Source organism: Allosphingosinicella sp., from assembly GCF_035626655.1.
In the GTDB taxonomy this organism is placed as follows: domain Bacteria; phylum Pseudomonadota; class Alphaproteobacteria; order Sphingomonadales; family Sphingomonadaceae; genus Allosphingosinicella.
This window is the reverse complement of the sequence record NZ_DASPNF010000019.1, coordinates 1-22,392: the sequence shown is the minus strand read 5'-3', so window position 1 is coordinate 22,392 and position 22,392 is coordinate 1. Positions and strand designations below refer to the sequence as shown.

Annotated in this window: 30 protein-coding genes; 12 read left to right on the top strand and 18 right to left on the bottom strand. The window is 69.3% G+C overall.

The features are described from left to right. Positions 1–9 precede the first annotated feature (9 nt). Positions 10–186: a hypothetical protein gene (locus VEC11_RS14725; protein WP_464132906.1), complete on the top strand. Its 177-nt coding sequence runs from the start codon at positions 10–12 to the stop codon at positions 184–186. Beyond that, the gene (locus VEC11_RS14720; protein WP_464132901.1) at positions 183–452 is read left to right on the top strand and encodes an energy transducer TonB; all 270 of its coding nucleotides are present in this window, start codon (positions 183–185) and stop codon (positions 450–452) included. Before VEC11_RS14725 ends, VEC11_RS14720 begins: the two co-directional genes overlap by 4 nt. Before the next feature lie 7 nt (positions 453–459). Here VEC11_RS14720 and VEC11_RS14715 read toward each other — a convergent pair whose 3' ends face one another. Then, entirely contained in the window at positions 460–633 is a 174-nt protein-coding gene (locus VEC11_RS14715) for a hypothetical protein (protein WP_464132898.1), read from the bottom strand. 88 nt (positions 634–721) lie between these two features. Between VEC11_RS14715 and VEC11_RS14710 the strand changes: the two genes are divergently transcribed. Both VEC11_RS14710 and VEC11_RS14705 read left to right on the top strand, forming a co-directional pair. Beyond that, complete coding sequence (locus VEC11_RS14710) at positions 722–1,117, top strand: energy transducer TonB (protein WP_464132894.1); 396 nt, start codon at positions 722–724, stop codon at positions 1,115–1,117. Between the two features lie 102 nt (positions 1,118–1,219). Beyond that, the gene (locus tag VEC11_RS14705) at positions 1,220–1,492 is read left to right on the top strand and encodes a GlsB/YeaQ/YmgE family stress response membrane protein (protein WP_464132887.1); all 273 of its coding nucleotides are present in this window, start codon (positions 1,220–1,222) and stop codon (positions 1,490–1,492) included. A gap of 9 nt (positions 1,493–1,501) precedes the next feature. Here the strand turns inward: VEC11_RS14705 and VEC11_RS14700 are convergent, their stop codons facing one another. After that, on the bottom strand, positions 1,502–1,870 hold the full coding sequence (locus VEC11_RS14700) for a hypothetical protein (protein ID WP_464132884.1): 369 nt from the start codon (positions 1,868–1,870) through the stop codon (positions 1,502–1,504). Positions 1,871–2,004: 134 nt separating this feature from the next. Between VEC11_RS14700 and VEC11_RS14695 the strand changes: the two genes are divergently transcribed. Both VEC11_RS14695 and VEC11_RS14690 read left to right on the top strand, forming a co-directional pair. Continuing rightward, positions 2,005–2,394: a DOPA 4,5-dioxygenase family protein gene (locus tag VEC11_RS14695; protein WP_464132878.1), complete on the top strand. Its 390-nt coding sequence runs from the start codon at positions 2,005–2,007 to the stop codon at positions 2,392–2,394. Positions 2,395–2,541: 147 nt separating this feature from the next. Then, positions 2,542–4,218, top strand: coding sequence for an ATP-binding protein (locus tag VEC11_RS14690; protein WP_464132873.1), 1,677 nt, complete (start codon positions 2,542–2,544; stop codon positions 4,216–4,218). Between the two features lie 72 nt (positions 4,219–4,290). On the opposite strand, the gene VEC11_RS14685 is transcribed toward VEC11_RS14690, so the two are convergent. From VEC11_RS14685 to VEC11_RS14650, 8 genes are all read right to left on the bottom strand, one after another. Then, positions 4,291–4,809 (bottom strand): rhodanese-like domain-containing protein, encoded by a 519-nt coding sequence (locus tag VEC11_RS14685; RefSeq protein ID WP_464132870.1) that lies wholly within the window; start codon positions 4,807–4,809, stop codon positions 4,291–4,293. A 28-nt stretch (positions 4,810–4,837) separates the two neighbouring features. Next, entirely contained in the window at positions 4,838–5,407 is a 570-nt protein-coding gene (locus VEC11_RS14680) for a rhodanese-like domain-containing protein (protein ID WP_464132866.1), read from the bottom strand. Positions 5,408–5,493: 86 nt separating this feature from the next. After that, positions 5,494–6,147, bottom strand: coding sequence for a cyclase family protein (locus VEC11_RS14675; RefSeq protein ID WP_464132860.1), 654 nt, complete (start codon positions 6,145–6,147; stop codon positions 5,494–5,496). After that, positions 6,111–6,356, bottom strand: coding sequence for a CBU_0592 family membrane protein (locus tag VEC11_RS14670; protein WP_464133791.1), 246 nt, complete (start codon positions 6,354–6,356; stop codon positions 6,111–6,113). Before VEC11_RS14670 ends, VEC11_RS14675 begins: the two co-directional genes overlap by 37 nt. 23 nt (positions 6,357–6,379) lie before the next feature. Beyond that, complete coding sequence (acnA, locus tag VEC11_RS14665) at positions 6,380–9,070, bottom strand: aconitate hydratase AcnA (RefSeq protein WP_464132857.1); 2,691 nt, start codon at positions 9,068–9,070, stop codon at positions 6,380–6,382. A 203-nt stretch (positions 9,071–9,273) separates the two neighbouring features. Next, positions 9,274–9,510 (bottom strand): hypothetical protein, encoded by a 237-nt coding sequence (locus tag VEC11_RS14660; protein ID WP_464132852.1) that lies wholly within the window; start codon positions 9,508–9,510, stop codon positions 9,274–9,276. Between the two features lie 157 nt (positions 9,511–9,667). Next, positions 9,668–10,189 (bottom strand): DUF3859 domain-containing protein, encoded by a 522-nt coding sequence (locus VEC11_RS14655; RefSeq protein WP_464132848.1) that lies wholly within the window; start codon positions 10,187–10,189, stop codon positions 9,668–9,670. 173 nt (positions 10,190–10,362) lie between these two features. Then, entirely contained in the window at positions 10,363–11,067 is a 705-nt protein-coding gene (locus VEC11_RS14650; RefSeq protein WP_464132844.1) for a hypothetical protein, read from the bottom strand. Positions 11,068–11,375: 308 nt separating this feature from the next. Here VEC11_RS14650 and VEC11_RS14645 point away from each other — a divergent pair, with 308 nt between their 5' ends. The 3 genes from VEC11_RS14645 to VEC11_RS14635 all read left to right on the top strand — a co-directional run bounded on the left by VEC11_RS14645 (position 11,376) and on the right by VEC11_RS14635 (position 12,870). After that, positions 11,376–11,771: a twin-arginine translocation signal domain-containing protein gene (locus VEC11_RS14645; RefSeq protein ID WP_464132839.1), complete on the top strand. Its 396-nt coding sequence runs from the start codon at positions 11,376–11,378 to the stop codon at positions 11,769–11,771. A gap of 429 nt (positions 11,772–12,200) precedes the next feature. Further along, the gene (locus tag VEC11_RS14640; protein ID WP_464132833.1) at positions 12,201–12,398 is read left to right on the top strand and encodes a hypothetical protein; all 198 of its coding nucleotides are present in this window, start codon (positions 12,201–12,203) and stop codon (positions 12,396–12,398) included. A 112-nt stretch (positions 12,399–12,510) separates the two neighbouring features. Further along, a complete protein-coding gene (locus tag VEC11_RS14635) occupies positions 12,511–12,870 on the top strand; it encodes a hypothetical protein (RefSeq protein ID WP_464132829.1) in 360 nt (119 codons plus the stop codon). 6 nt (positions 12,871–12,876) lie between these two features. Here the strand turns inward: VEC11_RS14635 and VEC11_RS14630 are convergent, their stop codons facing one another. From VEC11_RS14630 to VEC11_RS14620, 3 genes are read right to left on the bottom strand one after another with little or no spacing between them, the layout of a single operon-like run. After that, the gene (locus VEC11_RS14630; RefSeq protein WP_464132826.1) at positions 12,877–13,404 is read right to left on the bottom strand and encodes a dihydrofolate reductase family protein; all 528 of its coding nucleotides are present in this window, start codon (positions 13,402–13,404) and stop codon (positions 12,877–12,879) included. A 14-nt stretch (positions 13,405–13,418) separates the two neighbouring features. Next, on the bottom strand, positions 13,419–13,871 hold the full coding sequence (locus VEC11_RS14625) for an OsmC family protein (protein ID WP_464132823.1): 453 nt from the start codon (positions 13,869–13,871) through the stop codon (positions 13,419–13,421). A 57-nt stretch (positions 13,872–13,928) separates the two neighbouring features. Further along, positions 13,929–14,420 (bottom strand): bactofilin family protein, encoded by a 492-nt coding sequence (locus VEC11_RS14620; protein WP_464132818.1) that lies wholly within the window; start codon positions 14,418–14,420, stop codon positions 13,929–13,931. A gap of 1,228 nt (positions 14,421–15,648) precedes the next feature. Here VEC11_RS14620 and VEC11_RS14615 point away from each other — a divergent pair. Continuing rightward, a complete protein-coding gene (locus tag VEC11_RS14615) occupies positions 15,649–16,299 on the top strand; it encodes a c-type cytochrome (RefSeq protein WP_464132814.1) in 651 nt (216 codons plus the stop codon). A 102-nt stretch (positions 16,300–16,401) separates the two neighbouring features. Here the strand turns inward: VEC11_RS14615 and VEC11_RS14610 are convergent, their stop codons facing one another. The 5 genes from VEC11_RS14610 to VEC11_RS14590 all read right to left on the bottom strand — a co-directional run bounded on the left by VEC11_RS14610 (position 16,402) and on the right by VEC11_RS14590 (position 20,133). Then, positions 16,402–17,196, bottom strand: a complete 795-nt coding sequence (locus VEC11_RS14610) for a hypothetical protein (protein WP_464132810.1) — start codon at positions 17,194–17,196, stop codon at positions 16,402–16,404. Between the two features lie 3 nt (positions 17,197–17,199). Then, positions 17,200–18,078: an LOG family protein gene (locus VEC11_RS14605; protein WP_464132806.1), complete on the bottom strand. Its 879-nt coding sequence runs from the start codon at positions 18,076–18,078 to the stop codon at positions 17,200–17,202. Between the two features lie 145 nt (positions 18,079–18,223). Then, positions 18,224–18,511, bottom strand: coding sequence for a GIY-YIG nuclease family protein (locus VEC11_RS14600; protein ID WP_464132804.1), 288 nt, complete (start codon positions 18,509–18,511; stop codon positions 18,224–18,226). A gap of 112 nt (positions 18,512–18,623) precedes the next feature. Beyond that, complete coding sequence (locus VEC11_RS14595; RefSeq protein ID WP_464132798.1) at positions 18,624–19,262, bottom strand: extensin-like domain-containing protein; 639 nt, start codon at positions 19,260–19,262, stop codon at positions 18,624–18,626. Between the two features lie 67 nt (positions 19,263–19,329). After that, positions 19,330–20,133: a hypothetical protein gene (locus VEC11_RS14590; RefSeq protein WP_464132795.1), complete on the bottom strand. Its 804-nt coding sequence runs from the start codon at positions 20,131–20,133 to the stop codon at positions 19,330–19,332. Between the two features lie 125 nt (positions 20,134–20,258). Between VEC11_RS14590 and VEC11_RS14585 the strand changes: the two genes are divergently transcribed. Together VEC11_RS14585 and VEC11_RS14580 are read left to right on the top strand one after the other, a co-directional pair. Beyond that, a complete protein-coding gene (locus tag VEC11_RS14585) occupies positions 20,259–21,422 on the top strand; it encodes a phosphoserine transaminase (protein ID WP_464132792.1) in 1,164 nt (387 codons plus the stop codon). A 99-nt stretch (positions 21,423–21,521) separates the two neighbouring features. After that, the coding region (locus VEC11_RS14580; protein ID WP_464132788.1) for an NAD(P)-dependent oxidoreductase at positions 21,522–22,392 on the top strand (871 nt) is incomplete at its 3' end.

The window sequence follows — 22,392 nt, the reverse complement described above, 5'->3', positions numbered from 1 at the left end:
GGCGGGACGATGTCCGCTCTGGCCATCGCAATGCTGCTGACGGGCGCCGGCGAGGTGCAGAGGCAGCCGCCCGAGCCGCCGCCGATGATGCTGCCGCCGCCGCCCATGGCCGTGCCGCTGCACACCCCGCCGCCGCCGCGCTACGGGGCCCCCTCGGGCCAGCCCGAACGGGTCCGGGCCAAATGAACGCCTATTTCAGCGTCGACGATTATCCGGCGTCTGCCCTGCGGGCGCGCGCCGAGGGCACGACCGAGGTCCTGCTGACCGTCAATCCCGACGGGCGGGTGTCGGGCTGCGTGGTGAGCGAATCCAGCGGTTCGGCGGCGCTCGATATGGCCACCTGCCGCATTCTCCGCAGCCGCGCCCGCTATTTTCCTGCGCGCCCGCCGGTTCGCATTCCCGCCTTCGAGCCCGACAGGGTGCGGATCATCTGGCGGCTGCCGCCGCGCTGATCCTCAGCTAGCCGTCATGGTCCGGCGCCGCCCCGCGTCCCTGGGCGGGATGGGCGGCGTCGTGGTCGTTCTCGACCTCCTCGCGGCTCGGCCCGGCCAGCTTGGAGAGATTGTCCCCGCGCATGCCGCCGGCGACCTGGCTGACGAAAGAGTGCGGGCGGAGCTTGCGGGTCGGCTTCATGGCCGCCTGCATGGCATGAGCGCGCCCTGCCCGCCAGCCCTCGCGGCACGCCTAGGCGTCGCGGCGCAGCCGGATTACACTGGCGGCCATGAGCCCGGCCCTGCTCCTTGCCGCCACGCTCGCCGCTCAGGGCAACGCGGCCCCGGCGGCCGCCGCTGCCACGCCGGTGCCGCCTTCAGCAGCGCCGCCCCGGCCGACCGACTGGCCGCTGCCGATCAGCGACGACGATTATCCCGCCGCCGCGATCCGCGGCGACGAGGAGGGCAAGGTCAGGTATCGCCTCGACATCGGCGCCGACGGCCGCGTTGCCCGCTGCACGGTGACCGGCTCCAGCGGCTCCGCCACGCTCGATTCCGCCACCTGCCGGATCGTCACCCGCCGCGCCCGCTTCGCGCCGGCCCGGGACAGCCAGGGCAATGCCATCCCCGACGCCCGCGACGGCGAGGTCACCTGGCGGCTCGGCGAGCAGGGCGACGAGGACTGAGCGCGTCGCAGGGGCTGGTCATTCCGTCATTTTGCGGGCATTTCGTGACGCCGGCGTCATGAGACTCGCAAAGACAGGCGCCTTTTCTCGGGGGAAACTGAAATGGACATTCAATATCTGCTCACCCTGCTCGTCATCGGCGCCGTCTGCGGCTGGCTCGCGGGCCAGATCGTCAGGGGCTATGGCTTCGGCCTCGTCGGCAACGTCGTCGTCGGTGCTCTCGGCAGCTTCATCGTGGGCTATGCCCTGCCGGTGTGGCTCCACGTGGCGCTCCCGGCTATCGGCACCAGCTGGATCCTCAACGCCATCGTCTGGGGCACGATCGGTGCCGTCGTCCTGCTGCTGCTGGTCGGGATGGTGCGACGGCGCGCCTGACCCTCTGGCCTAACGCGTCGGCGCCGGGCGCGGCTCAGCCGTCCCGGTTGCCGGCGCCGGCCGGCGCGAGGCGATATAGGCAAGGAACATCGCCCGCCCGCCATTCCTGACCCGCTCGACATTGGCCGCGGCGGTCTCGGCGCCGCGCTCGGCGGCGATCGCGCGGCGCACCGCTTCCAGCTGGCTGGCGCAGCCGGCAATGGCGGCGTCGGTCAGCGCCTCGGGCGCGTCGCCGGACTGCAGCCGCGCGTCGATCCGGCCCTTCACGCAATCGCCCCAGGCGCGGCCGGCCGTTCGCCAGGCCGGGACCGGCGCACCCGAAGCGGGCGGCGTCGCGGAGGCGGTCTGTAGCAAGGCGGCGACGGCGAGCAGCATCATTCTGTTTCTCCTGAACTTTCCCCCGCCTATGGCGCCGCGCCACGGGTGACAAGCCGGCCCTCGGCGCCGGGCCCTGTCCCGGCACGCCCTGCCGCAAGGCTGCCGGCGGCCGCATATCCTGCTAGTAGGGGGCGATGACCGAGCCCGACGCGCCTTGGCACGCCCATATCTATTTCACCGAAGCCGACCGCGCCGCCGCCGAGGCGCTGCGCGACGATTTCATCCGGATGGCCGATGCCGGCCGCGACATCCTGTTCGTCGGCCGGATGATGGACGCGGGCGTCGGCCCGCACCCGATTCCCCAATATGAGATCCACTTCCACGAGGCTTCGGTCGGCGCGATCGTCGCGATGCTCGAAGCGTCCGGCCTCCGCGCCCTGGTCCACCCGCTCACCGATGACGACCTGGCCGATCACACCGCCCACGCCCGCTGGATCGGGGCGCCGCTCGAGCTGGACGTCACCACCCTCGATCCGCCCGGCCACAACCAGGGCATCCCCCGCTTCGGGATCACCGACTTCTAGGGCTTCGATATGAGATCCGATCTGCTCGTCATCGATCCGCAGCGCGCGCCGTCCGCGGTCCAGCGCGGGGAGGTGAGGATCGAGGTCATCCCCGGGCCGCGCTAGGCCCCTAGTCCCGGGACCCGACTGACGTTATCCCTGCCTCCGATGAACCCGGTCACGGCCACGCAATATACTCGCGACCGCGCCTGGCTGGGTTACCCGCTCGCGATCCTGTTCAGCCTGGCCGCGCTCGGCCTGCGCATCCAGCTCGGCGACACGCTCAGCGGCTTTCCCTTCCTCACCTTCTTCGTGGCGGTTATCCTGTCCGCCTTCCTCGGCGGCGCCGGCCCGGGCCTGACCGCGGCCATTCTCTCGGCCTTGTTCGCCGATTATTATCTGATGCCGCCGCTGCACAGCCTCAGCCTCGCCTGGCCCTCGGGCTGGATCGCGATGGGCTTCTTCCTGTTCACCACCGGCTTCATTGTCGTCCTGATCAACGCGATGCTGAAGGGCTATGCGGTTCGCCAGGAGGCGGAGCAGAAGCTCCGGAGCCTCAACGCGGAGCTGGAGGCCCGCGTCGCCGAGCGCACCGCCCAGCTCGAGGCGGAGGCGGCCGAGCGGCGCGAGGCCGAAGCAGTGATCCGCCAGATGCAGAAGATGGAATCGATCGGCCAGCTCACTGGCGGCATCGCCCATGACTTCAACAACATGCTGGCGATCGTCACCGGCTCGCTCGACATGGCGAAGCGGCGGCTGAAGGGCAACGAGGATCCCAGGATCGCCCAGTCGCTCGACAATGCCGCCGAAGGGGCGCGGCGCGCCGCCGTGCTGACCCAGCGGCTGCTCGCTTTCTCCCGCCAGCAGCCGCTTGAGCCGCAGGCGCTCGACGCCAATCGGCTCGTCTCGGGCATGTCGGAGCTGATCCGGCGGACGATCGGCGAGACGATCGCGGTCGAGACCGTGCTCGGCGGCGGGCTCTGGCCCTGCTTCGCCGATCCCGCCCAGCTCGAAAACGCCCTGATCAACCTCGCCGTAAACGCGCGCGACGCCATGCCCGACGGCGGCCGCCTCACCATCGAGACCGCCAACGTCCATCTCGACGATCTCTATGCCGCCGCCAACGTCGATGTCGCGCCCGGCCAATATGTGATGGTCGGCGTCACCGACACCGGCGTCGGCATGGCCGCCGAGGTGGTCGAGCGCGCCTTCGATCCCTTCTACACCACCAAGGGGCCCGGCCAGGGTACCGGCCTCGGGCTCAGCCAGGTGTTCGGCTATGTGAAGCAGTCGGGCGGCCATCTGAAAATCTACTCCGAGCCCGGCCGCGGGACGACCTTGCGCCTCTATCTGCCGCGCCATTTCGGCGATGCCGCCGTCGCCGTCGAAGCGCCGCGCCCGGCCATGGCCACCGTGCCGCAGGGTCGCGCCGACCAGCTCATCCTCGTCGTCGAGGACGAGGAGCAGGTCCGGACGATGACCGTGGAGGCGCTCAAGGACCTCGGCTATGGAGTCGTCGACGCCCCCGACGGCGCCGCGGCGCTCGCCCGGCTGGAGGCGCTGGCGCGGATCGACCTGTTGTTCACCGACGTCGTCATGCCCGGGATGAACGGCCGCGAGCTCGCCGACCGGGTCTGCGCGGCCCGGCCCGGCACCCCGGTCCTGTTCACCACCGGCTATACGCGCAACGCCGTCGTCCATAACGGCATGCTCGATCCCGGCGTCGCCTTCCTCGCCAAGCCCTTCACCGTGGATCAGCTGGCGCGGAAAGTGGCGGAGGCGCTGGCCAATACCGGGTCATCCCGGCGAACGCCGGGACCCATGAACTCGGTCGAAGCGGAATAGTGCTGACCCTGCGAACCTTCCACCGGAGGGCGTTCATGGGTCCCGGCTTACGCCCGGGATGACCAGCGAGGCTCAGCCCCTTACCCAGCGCACCCGCGGATCGTTGAAATCCATCACGTCGTTCAGCTCGTGCACGTTGCGATAGCCGTAGCCGACGAGGTTGATGAAGGTCTGGATGTTGAGCGCGAGCTGGACCAGCTTGGTCATCACCGGCTCGCGATTGTTCGAGAAATTATTGTTGCAATAGATGAGGATCGGCCGGTCGCTCCGGCCGATCACGCGGCGCAGGCTGGCCGCGTTGAAGTCCGGCAGCGGCAAATTCACCGCCCCCTGGATATGGCCCTGGCGGAAGGCGGCCTCGGAGCGGGCGTCGAGGATCAGCACGCCCCGCTCGCCGCGCCGCCGCTCGAACTCGGCCCAGTTGATCAGGCGCGTCTGGCGGTAGGGCTGCACCCGGGCGGCCAGGCGCTGGAAGCCCCGATAGTCGATCAGCGGATTGTCGCGCTGCACCGCCGGCCGCGCCGGCTGGGCGGCAGCGGTCGGCACCGCCGTGGCGATGACGAGCAAGGCGGCGAGGATCGGTCGGAGCATGGCAGGCACTCCTTCGCTTGAGGGATGATCAGCGGGCGCGGGACGAGTTGCCGGCGGCGGGCGCGCTGCTCACCCAGCGGATGCGCGGATCGTCCATCGTCACCACGTCGTTGAGCTCGCGGATGTTGCGGTAGCCATAGCCGTAGAGGTGGGTGAAGGTCGAAAGGTTGAGCGCCAGCCGCCCGGACTTCAGCGCGACAGGCGGCCGGTCCTCGCGGAAATTGTTGTTGCAGTAAATCAGGATCGGCCGGTTGCGATCGGGGCCGATCACCTCGGCAAGCGCTTCCTCGCTGAACTCGGTCAGCGGCAGGTTCACGGCGCCCTGGATATGGCCGGCAGCGAACTGGCGCTCCGAGCGGGCGTCGAGGATCAGCACGCCGGGCCGGCGGGCGGCGGCGGCGAACGTATCCCAGTCGATCAGCCGGGACAGGCGGTAGGGGCGGACCTCCTGGATCAGGTCGCGATAGCCGTCATAGCTCATCTGCGGGTTGAGCAGGGGCGCGGCCGGTGCGGGCCGGGCGGTGGCCGGCGCGGGATGCGCGGCGGCGGGGGCGGCGGTGGCGAGGACGAGCAAAGGGAAAGCGAGGACGCGATACATGGCAACCTCCATCGGGATGGGCACCCTGGCGGGTCCGCCATTGCTACGGGTCCGAAACTGTCGTGCCCCTGAATGGCGCGTTCATCCTAGAGCAGGGCGAAGGCCCGCACCGGGAACGTGCCCATGCCGGCGACCCTGGGCGGCACCGCGCTGAAGGCGAAGCCCTCTGCCGGGAGGGCCGCGAGACTGGTCATATGCTCGCAGATCAGCACGCCGGCGCCCAGCAGGATGGTGTGGACAGGGCGCGCGCGGGTGGACGTGTCGTCGATATTGTAGCTGTCGATCCCGACCAGCCGGGCGCCGCGTTCGGCCAGCAGCCGGGCCGCCGCCTCGGTCAGGAAGGGATGGCCGCTCGGATAGGCGTCGGTCCGCCAGTGCCGGTCCCAGCCGGTCTCGACCAGCACCGCCTTTCCGGCGAGGTCGAGCCCCTCGAACAGGCCGGCGTCCACCGCCTGCGCCGCCGCCTTCACCTTGAGGCCCGGGAGCGCGGCCAGCCGGTCGAGTTCCAGTGCGGCCAGATCGTCGCCGTCCGCATAACGGTGGAAGGGCGCGTCGAGATAGGTGCCGGTATTGGCGACCATGTCGATCCGCCCGATCTGGAAGCTCGAGCCGTCGTCATAATGCTCGGCCGAGCCCTCGCGCGTCCAATAGTCGCAGATATGGGGCCCGGGCAGGCCCTGATAGGTGATCATGCCATGCTCGATCACATGGCTGAGGTCGACGAGCCTTTGTGTTTCCATATCGTCCAGAGCGCTCCTGCTGCGAACAGCATCCAGATCAGGTTGAGCGTCGCCGAGGGCAAGGCGCCGTGCCACCAGCCGTTCACGAGGAAGCCCGCCGCGCCGATCAGGTTCATCCACTGGAACAGGGCGGACTGGCCGGTCAGCCTGCCCAGCGTGACCAGGATATAGGCGCCGAGGACCAATACCGCGCCAGTCCAGCCGGCGATCTCGACGGCGAGGTCGGTTGCGCTCAGGCCGCCGCTCCCCGCGCCAGGTTCCGCAGCACGTAATGGAGGATGCCGCCGTTGCGGAAATATTCGAGCTCGTTGGCGGTATCGATCCTGACCCGCGCGGCGAAGGTGAAGCTCGTGCCGTCCGCGCGCGTCACCGTGACGCCGATCTCCTTGCGCGGCGTGAGCTCGCCGACGCCGAGGATGGTAAAGGTCTCGGTGCCGTCGAACTCGGGCACCTCGTCGACGAACTGGAGCGGGATCACGCCCATGCCGACCAGGTTGGAGCGGTGGATCCGCTCATAGGTCTCGGCGATCACGGCGCGGACGCCGAGCAGGTTGGTGCCCTTCGCCGCCCAGTCGCGCGAGGAGCCCGTGCCATATTCCTTGCCGGCGATGATCACGAGCGGCGTGCCGGCCTCCTTGTAGAGCATGGCGGCGTCGTAGATCGGCATCTGCGCGCCGCTCGGGACATGCCTGGTGATGCCGCCTTCTATGCCGGGAACCATCTTGTTCTTGATGCGGATGTTGGCGAAGGTGCCGCGCATCATCACTTCGTGATTGCCGCGCCGGGCGCCGTAGCTATTGAAGTCCGCGCGGCTAACCTGATGTTCCGAAAGGTATTTTCCGCCAGGGCTGTCGAGCTTGATGGCGCCGGCCGGGGAAATGTGGTCGGTGGTGATGCTGTCGCCCAGGATCGCCAGCGGCCGCGCGTCGACGATGTCGCCGGGGGGCGTCGGGGTCATGGTCATGCCCTCGAAATAAGGCGGGTTGGCGATGTAGGTGGAGCCGGCGGGCCAGCCATAGGTGGAGCCGCCGATCACCTCGATCCCCTGCCAGCGCACGTCGCCTTTGTAGACGTCGGCATAACGCGAGCGAAACATGTCGCCGTTTACGTACTGGTCGATCATGCTCCGGATCTCGTCGTTCGACGGCCAGATGTCCTTGAGATAGACGTCCTGCCCCTGCAGGTCCTTGCCGATCGGCGCCGTGACCATGTCGCCGACCACGCTGCCCTTCACCGCATAGGCGACGACGAGCGGCGGCGAGGCCAGGTAATTGGCGCGGACGTCGGGGCTGACCCGGCCCTCGAAATTGCGGTTGCCCGAGAGCACCGAGGCCGCGACCAGGTCGTTCTTGTTGACTGCCGCAGAGATCGGCTCCGGGAGCGGCCCCGAATTGCCGATGCAGGTGGTGCAGCCATAGCCGACCAGGTCGAAGCCGAGCGCGTTGAGGTCCTCGGTGAGGCCGGCGCGGTCGAGATAGTCGGTCACGACCTGCGAGCCCGGCGCGAGGCTGGTCTTCACCCAGGGCTTGCGGTTAAGGCCCCGCGCCCGCGCCTTGCGCGCCACCAGGCCCGCGGCGACGAGCACCGAGGGGTTGGAGGTGTTGGTGCAGGAGGTGATCGCGGCGATCACCACGTCGCCATGGCCGATGTCGTAATCATTGCCCTCGACCGGGAAGCGGTTGCCCAGGGTCTCCGGCTTGTGGCCATATTCCTTCGCGAAGTTCGAGACGAACTCCTCGTCCACCTGGCTGAGCAGCACCTTGTCCTGTGGCCGCTTCGGGCCGGCCAGCGACGGCTCCACCGTCGCCATGTCGAGCCGCAGGGTCTCGGTGAAGACCGGGTCGTCCGCCCCTTCCTCGAGCCACAGGCCCTGCGCCTTGCAATAGGCCTCGGTCAAAGCGATCTCGTTTTCCGGCCGGCCGGTGAGCCGCATATAATCGAGCGTCTTGGCGTCGATCGGGAAGAAGCCGCAGGTTGCGCCATATTCGGGCGCCATGTTGGCGATCGTCGCCCGGTCCGCGACCGACAGCGCCGAGACGCCGGGGCCGAAAAACTCGACGAACCGCCCGACCACGCCCTTGGCGCGCAGCATCTGGGTGACGGTGAGAACGAGATCGGTGGCAGTGATCCCCTCCTTGAGCGCGCCGGTCAGGTGGAAGCCGACCACTTCGGGGATGATCATCGAGACGGGCTGGCCGAGCATCGCCGCCTCGGCCTCGATCCCGCCAACGCCCCAGCCGAGCACGCCGAGGCCGTTGACCATGGTCGTGTGGCTGTCCGTGCCGACGAGCGTGTCCGGATAGGCGACCTCGTCGGACCCGCCGACTTCCTTCGTGCTCCACACCCCGCGGGCAATGTACTCCAGATTGACCTGGTGGCAGATGCCGGTGCCCGGCGGCACCACCTTGAAATTGTCGAAGGCGACCGCACCCCATTTCAGGAACTGGTAGCGCTCGATGTTGCGCTGATATTCGAGCGCGACGTTCTCCTCGAACGCCATCGGCGTGCCGAAGGCGTCGACCATCACGCTGTGATCGATGACGAGGTGGACGGGGACGAGCGGGTTGATCTTCTGCGGGTCGCCGCCGAGCTTGGCCATGGCGTCGCGCATCGCCGCGAGATCGACCACCGCCGGCACGCCGGTGAAATCCTGCATCAGCACGCGCGCCGGGCGATACTGGATCTCGCGGGTGGAGCTGCGCTCCGTCTGCCAGTCGACCAAGGCCTGGACATCCTCGACGGTGACGGTGACGCCGTCCTCGAAGCGGAGCAGATTCTCGAGCAGCACCTTCATCGAGAAGGGGAGCCTGTCGACATTGCCGAGCTTCGCCGCGGCCTTGGCCAGCGAATAATAGGTGTAGCTCCTGCCGCCGACGTCGAAGCTGCTGCGCGTGCCGAGCGTGTCGTGCCCCGTGGAGGTCATAGTTTCGGGCCCCTTCCCAAGGATCGTCGTGAAAATGGGTACGCGCCGGGCACGCCCGGCTGTTGCCGAGGCGACTAGCAGAGAGGGGGCGGAGGGGGAAGGGAGGGGGTGGTGGCGAGCGGGAAGACCGAGCGCCGCGTCCCGGATCAAGCCCGGGATGACGATGGGGGGCAGAGTCGCATCCGGTCCGGATCAAGTTCGGCTCAACGGCCGCCGCCATCATCCCTCGCTGAGGGCCAATCGGCGGGGATCGCCGGCTTCTTGCCGCCGCGCGAACCCGCCTCTGCTCCGGCGCCGCGCTTGTCGTGGCTGTGGGCCTCCTCGGCGAAGGTGCCGCGCAGGCCCATGGCGGCCGTGATCGCGGCCAGAAGGATGGTCCCCAGGATCCACAGGTAGAGCTGCTGCCGGGCCTCGCCCCACAGGTTGCGCAAGAACTCCAAACGCTGCCTCCAGCCACCACGCGGTCACAGGCCGGGCTAGCATGGTTGCGTTAAGGCTCGGTAATGCGTCGAGCCCTCCTCCGCCCATGTGCAATCTCGGCACCACCAAGGCGAAGGCCGCGGAGATTGCCTTCAGCCACCCATGCCGAGGGACGCGTCATGGGCCGGCACGCGCGAATTGCTGGGGAGCGACGAGCGTGAAGCGCTGCGACGCGAGCACCCGGTCGCCCAGGCGGATCTCGATCGTCCAGATGCCGGGGATGAGCTCCCATGCCTCCTCGAGCTTGTAATCGGAATAGGACGTGCCGCCGACCTGCACCTGCTGGGGCGACGTTGTCTCACGCAGCGGGGTCCGTGCGCCCGGCGGCCACCCGCCGGGCGCGGGATAGCGCGTGATCCGCTGGACCGTGACGGGCTCGCCTTCCGGAGAACCGGCGATCCGGTAGGAGATGCCGAAGGTGATGCCCGGACGCATGGGGATGCGGGTGGTCGCCTCCACCAGGCGCTCGTCCTGCGTGTCGCTCTGGAGCACGCCGTCCGCGCCGCGGTGCGAAGACGAGACGCCCCGTTCGTAAATGCCCGCCTCGAAGATCTCGATGCCGCGCACCTGCGGCGCCTGCGCGGCGGCGGCGGTCGCGCAGCCGATCAGCCCGACTGCGACCAGAGCCAATTTCATCATTGCACCCCCCTCAGCGTAGCCCGCGGCGGACCGGCGGGCGGCTGGAGCGACATGGTAGAAAAGGTGGACGCCGGATCAAGTCCGGGATGACGGGAAGGGGGTGAGACGGCCCGGCCGGCGAGGCTGGGGATCGGCTTGATGCCGGCCCCGCAGCTGACGTCCCGACGCTGCGGTCAGGGGTTGAAGGGCGGCAGCCGGCCGGCCCGCCAGAGGTCGTCCAGGTCGACGAACTGGTGGACGAGGGTGCAGCGGCAGCTCGCCTCGGTCGGGAATTCCTCGGAATAGTCGACCATCAGCCGCCGCGGCGGGCCGGCGCGCAGCAGCAGCGCCCGGAGGGTCCCGGCGGAGGAGCGGGCATAGATGCGGGTGTAGCGGGAAAGGTCCGTCTCCCCCGCCGGCAGCGCGACCCTCGGCTCCGCCAGGTCGAGCATGCGGGCCTCGGTGGGCGTCGGCTCCCGGACGGCGCCGAGCGGCAGCAGGGTGTCGAGCCGGCCGAGGCGCGGATCGCCGCTCCGCCGCGCCCACCAATAAGACGCTGCGTCGCGGACGCGCATCCCGTCGTCCGAGCGCTGCAGGTACAGGATCCAGAGGCCGCCGGGCTTTGGCGCGCTCATCGTCCCGCAGACGGCGCTGTGCGACTCGCTCGAGAAGCGGATGTCCGGTTCGGCCATGGCCCCCGACAGGAGCGCCCAGGCCCGCGCGGTCGCGCGCCAGTCCTGGCCGGCGCCGTCCACGGAGGTTATCCGGGCAAGGACGACCGCGTCGGCCTCAGCGTCGCGCAGGGCCGCCGGTGGCGTGGGGATGCGACAGGCATGCGCCTCGGCGGGCGCGAGCAGGGCAAGCGCGGGCAGGAGGATGGCAAAGCTGGCAGATTTCACATCATTCTCCCCTGGCCCGGGGATAGCCTCTGCGCGACTACCGAAACATGAATGAACAGCGAGGTCTTCTCCGTTCGGGAAATCGTCCGGATTGGTTCATCATTGTATTTTGATTGCCGACGCCGGCGTGACTAGGGGCGGCTGACGGCCGGAATGCGCCTTGCGCGCCGTGGAAAAGCGCCTAACATGCGGGTGTTACGGGGTGTACGGGGAAGCGGCTGCAAGGCCCTGCGTCACGATCGCCTCACGCGTCCATGTACGGACGCTTCCTTCCCTGTCCCGACCCCGCGCAGGTGGAGGGAAGAGACATGACGCCAGCACGCAGGCTCAGCCGCCGTTCGTTCCTCGCCAGGGTCGCCGGGGGCAGCGTCCTCGCGGGCGGCGCCCTGCTGTTCGTCTCCGGCCGGGCCGAGGCGTTCCAGTGCACCGACGCCGACCCCGCGCCGCCGCGCGGCGATCCGTCCGGCGGCGGCCGCCGCTGCGCCAACACGGCGACCCGCCCGCGCACCGGCTGCAGCGACGGCGACCGCGGCCGCGGCTCGGATCCCGGCGCCTATGGCCGCCATTGCCGGCCGGCGACCGGCTATACCGACAACGATCCGGGCGATCCGACCAATGGCGGCCGCGGCTATCGCCGGCGGGAATGCAGCGATTCCGACAGCGGCTCCCGGGCAGACAATGCGGGCGAGGGCCGGCATTGCTGATCATTCTGCTGGATTAATGCAGGAGAGGATCGAATCCGGCGGCCTCAGCCGGTGAAAGCCCGTCCGCAGGAAGAACGGGCACCTGCTGAAAAAGCTGAAGAAGCGGGCCCGGCGGGAGGTGCACGCCGCCTGTGGCAAGGGCAATGCACGGGCGCTGATCGAGCGGCGACCGGCTGATCGGCATGGTGCAGCGGCGCCACGAGCGCGAGAAGCTGGCGCGGGCTGGACGCCGGGACCGGACGGCAGGCTGGTCGTGCCGCCTGGCTGGCGCATGCTGCCCGAACTGCCGCCGCCGCCCTGGCGGGGACGTGATCGCCAGGCCATCGATGAACCGCCGGTCGCAGACGGCCGGAACGGTGCCCGATAACATGGGTTTACACACCGGCACGCGGCTCCGTCGGGCCGCGCCCCAGCAGAGAGGATCCGACCATGGGCGAATATGAGAAGAACCAGGACATTGGCGGCGGCAAGCCGGATCAGGGGCAGGACCAGGGCGGCGGCAAGCCGGACTTCGACCGGCAGCAGGATCAGCAGGGCGGCAAGCCCGACCAGGGCCAGGACCAGGGCGGCGACTTCGGCGGGCCCGACAAGGGCGGCGATTACGGGGACAAGCCCCAGCAGCAATAGCGCCTGTCGCTGACGCGATGAGGGCCGCGGCCGGATCTGGCCGCGGCCCTTTTCGTGCGCGTCGCGCCCCGCGATCTGCTAGGGGCTAGCGATGGAAGGGGCGGAAAGACCCTTGCGGGAGAGGCGGCGGCGGGCGCTGGTCCGGCTGGCGATCCTGTTCGTGCTGCTGCTGAGCCCGCTGGGCGCGCCGGCCGTGGGACTCCTGCTCACCACGGTCTGGGAGCCCAACTTTTTCACCACTTATCCGCGGCCGTGCGTCCTGCCCCATATTCTCACTGACTATTTCACCGGCATGCTGTTCGTGTCGCTGACCCCGGGCAGCCTCGTCATTGCCGCATTGTGGCTGGTGCTGGCGGGCGGCGTGGTGCTCGGCTTCCTCGTCTATGCGGTGACGGCGGCCTGGCTCTACGGAGTCGAGCGGGCGGCGGCGGAACAGGACGCCGCGCCGGACGACGACGGCGCCGTGCTCTGACCGAATTCAGCGCGCCACGCCGTAGCGCAGGAACACGCAGTCCTTCGCGATCGGGCGCGCCTCGCGCAGGACCAGGCTCACCTGGCGCGCCATCGGCCGGAAGAAGGGGATGCCGCCGCCGAGCAGGACGGGGTGGACGTTGAGGCCGATCTCGTCGACCACCCCGCCCTCGATCAGCTGCGAGGCGAGGTCGCCGCCGCCCATGACGATGATGTCGCCGCCCTCCTTTTGCTTGAACTCGCGGACGAAGGCGGCGGGGTCGGTGGCGACGAGGGTCGCGCCCTTCGGCGCCTCCGTCATGGTGCGCGAGAAGATGAAGGTGCGGATCGGGGAGTCGCCGGCATCGCCGCCGCCGCCGGACCTGGCCGCGAAGTCCCAGGTCTTGCGGCCCATCAGCAAGGTGTCGACGCCCTGCCAGCGGGCGCCGCTGATCTGCGCCGCGTCGTCGCTCCAGCGCAGCCAGTCGAGGCCGCCGTCCGGGCCGGTGAGCATGAGGTCGAGGCTGCAGGCCGCGCCCCAGGTCACCTTGCGCATGGCGGACCTCCCGTTCAGCCCTCGACGACGATCTCGCAGTTCAAAGTATTGGCGATGAAGCAGCGCTCATGCGCCTCGTGGTGGAGGCGGTCTATTTCCGTCTCGTCCGGCGTCCGGCCGGCAAAGGCGATGCGGGGGCGAAGCGCGATCCTCACGATCGCATATTTGCCGGGGCCGGTGCGGCCCATCTCGGCGACGGCCTCGTCCTCATAGCTGTCGACGACGAGCCCCGCCTCCTGCGCGAGGCTCAGGAACCAGAGCATGTGGCACGAGGCGGCCGAGGCGGCGAGCGCCTCCTCGGGGTCGACGCCGGCCGGGTCCGAGCGCGGCACCGGGACGACGTCGGGCGAGGCCGAGGCGAGGACCTCGGCGCCGCCGTCGAACCGCCAGAGGTGGCGGCGGCTGTAGCTGTTGTCGGCGAAGCCGCCGTCCGAGCGCCAGGCGATGGTCGCCCGGTGCCGGCTCATGGCTCTTGTTGCCGCATCGTTAGGGCGGAAAACCCGTGTCCACTTTTCCGCACGATGCTAGGCCGACTTGACGAAGATGTCGGCCTGGTCGCCGCCGGCGTCGTCGGTGGTCTTCGCGCTCTTGCCGCGGCCCGGCGAGAAGCTGACCGGCGTGGCGATCAGGGGCGCCTCGTCCAGGCCGAGCGCGGCGCGGCGCGCGAGCCGGCCCTCGAGCTGGGCGCCGGCGTCCATGCTGATCGTCTCGTAGGTGACGTCGCCGAGGATCCTGGCGCTCGCCTCGACGAGCAGGGTGCGGACATTGACCTGGCCCTCGACCGTGCCGGCGAGCCGCGCCTCCTCCGCCTGGATGTTGCCGGCGATGATCCCGGCCTCGCCCTGGACGAGCTGGCTGCAGCGGACATTGCCGTCGATCCGGCCGTCGACATGGAGCTGCGCGTCGGTGGCGAGATCGCCGCTGACCAATACCTCCGGACCGATGAAGCTGAGCCCGGCCGGGCCCGAGCGGGACGCCTTGGGCAAAGCGGCGCCGGTCTTTTCACGCGAGAACATGATGGTGAGCCTCCCCTGTGCGCGGCGAGTGTGGCCGGGGCGGGCGGAGAGTCAAGCAAAGTGCGGCGAGGGGAGGGATTAAAGAGGGTTAATCCGGGGATACCACGGTAGCTACTCTCTCTCCCGTCATTCCAGCGAAGGCTGGAATCCCGACGGAGGTCGTGCCGGGCGACGAGACAGGCTGGATTCCAGCCTTCGCTGGAATGACGGAGGGAGGTGGTATCACCACACGGCCCCAGACAGTAATGGGGGCCGGCATTGCTGCCGGCCCCCACTGTCCCTTTGCATCCGGTTCCGCCGAAGCGGGCCTTTTGCAATGGGCGGTTTCGAGGGCGGTAACCGGGACAGGTCCCGGCCCCGCTTCCTCCGGAGTCCGCCGAAGGCCGAAGCCTCGGCGGGTTCCCCGCTGGCTCCCCGGCAGGGCCGAAGCCCTGACGGTTCGCCGGCTGGCGGATTTGGAACTCGCGTTCCGCTTCCTTGCCCTGGCGCATTCATGGACCGAAGCCCCTGAACCCGCGTCCGGCAGGATCCTTGGCCGAAGCCTTGGTTCCGCCTGGCAGTCCATGAGCCGAAGCCCTGGGTCTGCCGGTTTCGCAGCTCCCGGGCCGAAACCCGGTCCTGCCCGACCCCTCCGGAGCCGAAGCCCCTTCTGAGCCGGTGGCAGCGCGCTTGTCCGAAGACATCGCTTTCTGCCGGGCTAGTCCTGGACCCGAAGGTCCGGTGTCCGGCCTGGCCGTTCCGCAGACCCGAAGGTCTTTGGGCCGGCACCGGTTCCTGTCGTGCCCGAAGGCCGTTCAGGTTCCGGATGGGCGCTTCACGAAGCCTGCCGCCTTAGCATCCGCTGAAGGGCAAGCCCGTCCTCGTCCGCTGCGCGGCGGCTTCGTCAGCCGCCCTGCCGTCCGCGTCTGCCGACCGCCAGTCCGAAGACGGGGCCAGGCATCCGCCTGGGCTGTGGCTGGGAAGGCTCTCCTCCGTTGCCGGAAGATCGTCTCGGCCACGACCTGAAGCTGTCATGGATTCCGAGTCGGTCCAAGCGGATTCCGCCTGTGGATAACGAGGATAACGTGCATAAGTTTTGGCCCCGGAATCGGCGGCATTTTCCGCGCCCGCCGGCCCCGCTTCGCCGTTCCGCCGCGGCGCACGCGCCGCTTGCCCCGCGCGCCCCGCCCGCATAAAGGAAGCGCCAATCGGAGCGGGTCGCTCCTGTCGAACAGAGGGTCAAGGCTGCATGGACGGTCGGTTCAACACGATTGCCGGATGGGTGCTGGGCGCGGGGATCGTCTTCCTGGGCGCCAATCTGCTCACCGCCGAAATCTTCAAGAGCGAGCATAGCGAGAAGATGGGCTTTCCGGTCAACGGTGCCGAGGAGACCAAAAGCGGCGGCGCGGCGGAGCGGCCGATCGCCTTCTACCTGCAGACCGCCGACGCGACGCGCGGCCAGAGCCAGTTCTCCAAATGCGCGGGCTGCCACACGATCAACCAGGGCGGCGCCAACGGCACCGGCCCGAACCTGTGGGGCGTGATGGGCGAGCCGATCGGCCAGGGCCATGGCGGCTTCGCCTTCTCCGACGCGCTGCGCAACAAGGGCGGCAATTGGGACTGGGAGAATATGAGCGCCTGGCTGGCCTCGCCCCGCGCCTTCGCCCCGGGCACCAGGATGGGCTTCGGCGGCATGTCCAATCCGCAGGACCGTGCCGACCTCCTGCTCTACCTGAACGCGCAGGGCGGCCACCTGACCGTACCGCCGCCGCCCGCCGAGGCCCCGGCCGCCGGCAACGAGTCGGCGGGCAATGCGTCGGCCGGCAACGAGGCCGCGCCGGCCGGCAATGCCGCCGCGCCCGCGGGCAACGCCGCAGCGCCCGAGGGGAACGCGCAGTAAGAGCCGGTCACCGGGCCCAGGGGTCAGGGCGCAATTGGAATCGGTCGGATCGACCACACCGAGAATTGCCCGGCTATCCGGAAACCTGATTGAGCACCGACCCTAGGCATATTCGCTGAGGCGAATCGCCGCCACGGCGGCGGCCATGTCCGGCGCCTGCCGCGCGAGCGCCTTGTCCGCTTTCTTCAGCACGCCCCTCAGATGGGGCTCGAGCCAGGGCGCCGCCTCGGCCGGGTCGCGCCCCGCGAGCCGCTGGAAGATCACAGTGGCGGTGACCAGGGCCTGCTCGCTCAGATAGCCCTTGAGCGAGCTCCGCCAGCCGGTGGCTCGTCCCGTCCCGAACGTCTCGAAGGAGCGGGCGGCATTCGCGAGCAGCACGCCGAAGCCCATATAGCACGCAGCGAGATCGGTGTGCAGTTCGTGCAGCTCCCAGCCGCCGGGCGGGGCCTCGCTCGCCGTCGCCATCAGATAATGGCCGAATTCGTGCGCGAAGGTCGCCGCCAGCCCGGCCCGGTCGCGGGCCATGCCCGGATCAAAGGTGATGATGGCGTGGCGCCCCTCCGGCCCCTCGCCGATCCGGAACGTGCCGCAGGGTGTGCTGCCGGACACGGACAGGCCCATGCCGATCGCCGCGCCGCCGGCCAGCGGATGATCGCTGTCGCCGGCCTCGAGCTGGCACGGCCAGTCCGCCATCCCTGCATGCTCGCGCACCTGTTCGAACAGCTCTTCCGTCGCTGCCTGGACCCGGCTTTCGGTCAGCGGGAAGAAATCGGGATTGGGCAGGATCAGCGGCCGGTCCCCGACCGGGCCGAACTCCCGGATCAGCCATTTGAAGGTGGCGAGCTGGAAGTCCAGCTCATCCTGGTCGATCGGCAGCCGGGCGCCGAACGGCCACATCGTTCAGCAATCGGGCCCGTCGGCCGAGCCCGCATAATGGCGGCAGACATGGTCCCAGGCTTCCTCGGCGCTCTCGCAATAGGAGAAGAGTTTGAGGTCGTCGGCGGAGATCACGCCTTCCTCGGCCAGCGCCTCGAAGTCGATCACCCGCTCCCAGAAGGCCTTGCCGAAGAACAGGATCGGGATCGGCTTCACCTTGCCGGTCTGGATCAGGGTGAGCAGTTCGAACGCCTCGTCGAACGTTCCGAAGCCGCCCGGGAAGACCGCGACCGCGCGGGCGCGGAGCAGGAAGTGCATCTTCCTGAGCGCGAAATAGTGGAACTGGAAGCTCAGGGCCGGCGTGACATAGGGATTGGGCATCTGCTCGTGCGGCAGCACGATGTTGAGCCCGATCGATTCCTTGCCCTCGTCCACCGCGCCGCGGTTCGCCGCCTCCATGATCGAGGGGCCGCCGCCCGAGCAGACCACGAAATGGCGCTTGCCGTCCTCGTCCGGATCGTGCCGGCTGGCGAGCCGCGCCAGCTGGCGCGACACGTCATAATATTTGCTGTTCGCCTTGAGCCGCTCGGCGGTGCGGCGCTGGCTGTCGGTCGAGGCGGCGGCGATAAGGGCGTCGGCCTTGTCCGGCTCCGGGATGCGGGCCGAGCCGTAGAAGACGAAGGTGGAGGCGATGTTCGCCTCGTCGAGCAGCAATTCCGGCTTCAGCAATTCGAGCTGGAAGCGGACCGGGCGCAGATCCTCGCGCAGCAGGAAATCCATGTCCTGGAAGGCGAGGCGATAGGCCGGGTCGACGGTCTGCGGGCTGAGCGTGGTCTGCGCCGCGGTCGCGGCCTCGGTCCGGGCCGGCTCGAACACGCGCTTGGGGGGAACTGGGTCGGTCATTTCGGAGGGCTTTAATTGGGAATTCGGGCTTAGTCATCCCAACGGCGCACCCTCCCGTCATTGCGAGCGCAGCGAAGCAACCCAGTTCGGCTTTGGAGGCCCACTGGATTGCTTCGTCGCTTCGCTCCTCGCAATGCCGGGCCTGCTAGTGGACGATGCTATCCCAGAGGTCGGTCCAATCCGGGTTCATCGCTTCGATCAGCGCCAGCTTCTTCTTCCGTGAACCCGCCTTGATCTGCTTCTCCCGGGCAATCGCCGAGAGCATTTCCTCGTGGATCTCGTACCGGACCAGCATCTTGCAGCCATAGCGGCCCGTGAAGCCGGTGTTGCCCTCCCGGTGCTGCCAGACCCGCTGGACGAGGCCGGAGATAACGCCGGTGTAGAGCGTCCCGGCGCGGCGGCTTGCCATGATGTAGACAGCGGGCTGCTTCATCAGAAGCCGTCATTGCGAGGAGCGAAGCGACGAAGCAATCCAGACTGCATCCACTTCGGACTGGGTTGCTTCGCTTCGCTCGCAATGACGGATGAGGCGCAGCCCCGACCCCCTACCGACAGTAAGGCCCGTTCGGGCCCATGTCGAAGTGCAGGTGGTTGTAGTGATAGCGGTCGGACTCCGGCGAGAGGCCGATGTTGAAGCGGCGGCAGCCGCCCTGGTGGACTTGGCGGAGGAAGCGATGGACGCGGTCGTCGTCGCCGCGCCAGCCCTGCTCGACCGTGATCCGCCGCCCGTCCGCGAGCACGAAGCCGGAGACGTCCACCGCATTGGCGAAGGCGTGCTGGGAGAGCCGTTCGCCGGGCTGGCTGTTGCGGGTGCGGCAGGCATAGGTGCCGAACGTCTCGATCCTGACCACCGGGCTGCCGAGATGCTGGTCGGCGGCGGACTGGACGGATTCCCGGCTCCAGCGCGAGAATTGGCGGGCGAGCGGGCAGGTCATCGCGCGCAGGCCGGTGGCGGGCGTGCCCATGTCGACGAGCTGGACCGCGCCGACGGCCGAGCAGCCGCCGGCGAAATGCTGGTCGGGCAGGCGGCGGAAGCGGATGCGCTCGCGGGCGAGGTCGATATGGCATTGCAGGAGGTCGGCGCTGCCGCGGTCGGCGAGCGGGCGGGTCGGCGTGCGCGGCTGGCGCCCGCGGTCGGCGCGCGGGATGCAGCCGCCGAGCGCGAGCATCGCGAGCAGAAGCATCCCCCACCGCATCGCCGCGAGCCTCCGGGCGCGCCGCTTTTCGGTCAAGCCGTTTGAGTCGAAGCGTTTATCCGGCGGGCCGGGCGGCGGCCGGCGCCGGCAGGCGGAAGGTGATCGTGGTGCGGAAGATCGTGCCGGCGGCCGGCGCGCCATTGGCCAAGGTCGGCGCCGCGCGCAGCCAGGCGCTGAGCTGCAGCGCGGCGAGCTGGAATTCGGGCAGGAGCGGCCCGGGGTCCGAGCCCGTGGCGGCTGCCGGGTTGATGCAGAACAGGCTGAGGTCGCCCTGCACCCGGCAGTCGAGGCGCATCCGGCCCTCCAGCCCGATGGCGAGCGCGCCGCGCGGATAATAGGCCTCGCTCTGCGCAGCGGTCATCAGCCCGGCAAAGGTGACGTTGGCGACCGGGCGCTGCACATATTCGAAGAGGCGCGCCGGGGGGACGACGTCGGCGGGCATGATCCGGCCCGTGATCGTCACCGCCAGCGCGCGCCGGTTCGCGGCGGCCTGCGCAGGCGCCAGCCGGAACTGGTAGAGCGAGCCGAGGCCGAGCGCGGCGGCGCGATAGGGATCGGCTACGGCCGGATCCTGGCAATGGGTGACGCGGCCGCTGGACCGGTCGACGAGGCAGCGCACGCTGAAGGGTGCGCCGCCGGGCGGAATGGGGGGGCGGCCCGCGAGCAGGAAATGCCGCGCCGCGGCCCCGGGCCGGACAAGTATATTGGCCTCGTCGAAGGGCAGGAGCTCGGCGTCGGCGGGGATGGTCGCGGCGACCGGTGCCGGCGCCGTATTCTGGCCTGGCAGGACGAAGTTGCCCGGCGGCGCGCCCGGCTGCGCGGCGGCGAGGACGGCGAACATGGACGCGAACCAGGACATGCGGATTTCCCCTATCGGCCGAGCATAGGCCGCGGCCGCGCTTGACAGCAAGGCGGGCTGCTTTATCCCCGTCGGCGGGCCACGCCGTCCCAACGCGGCGCGTGCTCTCTGCAAGGAGAGTCGACATGACCGATCTGTTGCCGGAGGCTGCCGGCGCGCCTGCGCGGCTCGACAAGCCCCACGTCCGTCCCGCACGGCCTTTCTTCTCTTCCGGCCCCTGCGCCAAGCCGCCCGGCTGGTCCCCCGAAAAGCTCGCCACCGGCTGCCTCGGCCGCTCGCACCGCTCGAAGCTCGGCAAGGCGCGGCTGCAGCATGCGATCGACCTGATGCGCGAATTGCTGCGCCTGCCGGCGACGCACCGGATCGGCATCGTGCCGGGCTCCGACACCGGCGCCTTCGAGCTGGCGATGTGGACCATGCTCGGCGCCCGGCCGGTCACCTGCCTCGCCTGGGAGAGCTTCGGCGAGGGATGGGTGACCGATGCGGTGAAGCAGCTGAAGCTGGAGCCGAACGTGCTCCGCGCCGATTATGGCGCGCTGCCGGACCTCTCGCAGGTCGACTGGTCGCACGACGTGCTCTTCACCTGGAACGGCACCACCTCGGGCGTGCGCGTGCCGGACGGGGACTGGATTGCCGGCGACCGCGAGGGGCTGAGCTTCGCCGACGCGACCTCGGCGGTGTTCGCCTCTGATCTGCCCTGGGAGAAGATCGATGTCGCCACCTTCTCCTGGCAGAAGGTGCTCGGCGGGGAGGGCGGCCATGGCGTGCTTATCCTCGGCCCGCGCGCGGTCGAGCGGCTGCAGAATTACACGCCCGCCTGGCCGCTCCCCAAGCTCTTCCGGCTGATGGCGAAGGGGGCGCTCAACGAAGGCGTGTTCAGGGGCGAGACGATCAACACGCCCTCGATGCTCGCCGTCGAGGACGCGATCTGGGCGATGGAATGGGCGGTGATGGAGGGCGGCCCCAATGCGCTCATCGCCCGCTGCGAGGCCAATGCCGCGGCGCTCGACGCGATCGTGGAGGCGCGGGACTGGCTCGGCCATCTCGCCGCCGACCCCGCCAGCCGCTCGAAGACCAGCGTCTGCCTGACCGTCGAGGGCGCGGACGCCGAGTTTATCAAGCGCATGACGAGCCTGCTCGAGCTGGAGGGCGCCGCCTACGACATCGCCGCCTATCGCGACGCCCCGCCGGGCCTGCGCATCTGGTGCGGGGCGACGGTGGACGTGGAGGACGTGGAGGCGCTCGGGCCGTGGCTGGACTGGGCGTACCAGGAAGCGAAAGCCGTCTAGCCGTCATCCCGGCGAAGGCTGGGGTCCAGGCGGCGTTTGTGCCCCTCTCGGATCAAGCATGGATCCCAGCCTTCGCTGGGATGACGAAGGAAAAGAAGAATGCCCAAAGTGCTCATCTCCGACGCCATGGATCCGAAGGCGGCCGAGATCTTCCGCGCCAATGGCGTTGAGGTGGACGAGAGGCCCGGCCTGTCGAAGGACGAGCTCAAGGCGATCATCGGCGACTATGACGGGCTCGCCATCCGCTCGGCGACCAGGGTGACCGCGGAGCTGCTCGAGGCCGCCACGAAGCTGAAGGTGGTCGGCCGGGCCGGGATCGGCGTCGACAATGTCGACATCCCGGCGGCGACCGCGCGCGGGGTGGTGGTGATGAACACGCCCTTCGGCAATTCGATCACCACCGCCGAGCATGCCGTCGCCCTGATGTTCGCGCTCGCCCGCGAGCTCCCCGCCGCCGATTTTTCCACCCAGGCGGGCAAGTGGGAGAAGAACCGCTTCATGGGCGTCGAGCTCTACGGCAAGACGCTGGGCCTGATCGGCGCCGGCAACATCGGCTCCATCGTCGCCGACCGCGCCAACGGCCTGAAGATGCACGTGGTCGCCTACGACCCGTTCCTGTCGCCGGAACGGGCGGTCGAGATCGGCGTCGAGAAGGTCGAGCTGGATGACCTGCTGGCCCGCGCCGATCTCATCACCCTGCACACGCCGCTGACCGACAAGACGCGCAACATCCTGTCGGAAGAGAACCTGCGCAAGACGAAGAAGGGCGTCCTGATCGTCAACTGCGCCCGCGGTGGCCTCGTCGACGAAGCGGCGCTGCGCAAACTGCTCGACGAGGGTCATGTCGGCGGCGCCGCCTTCGACGTCTTCGTCGAGGAGCCGGCCAAGGAGAACCCGCTGTTCGGGGCGGAGAACTTCATCGCAACCCCGCACCTGGGCGCCTCGACCCTGGAGGCGCAGGAGAACGTCG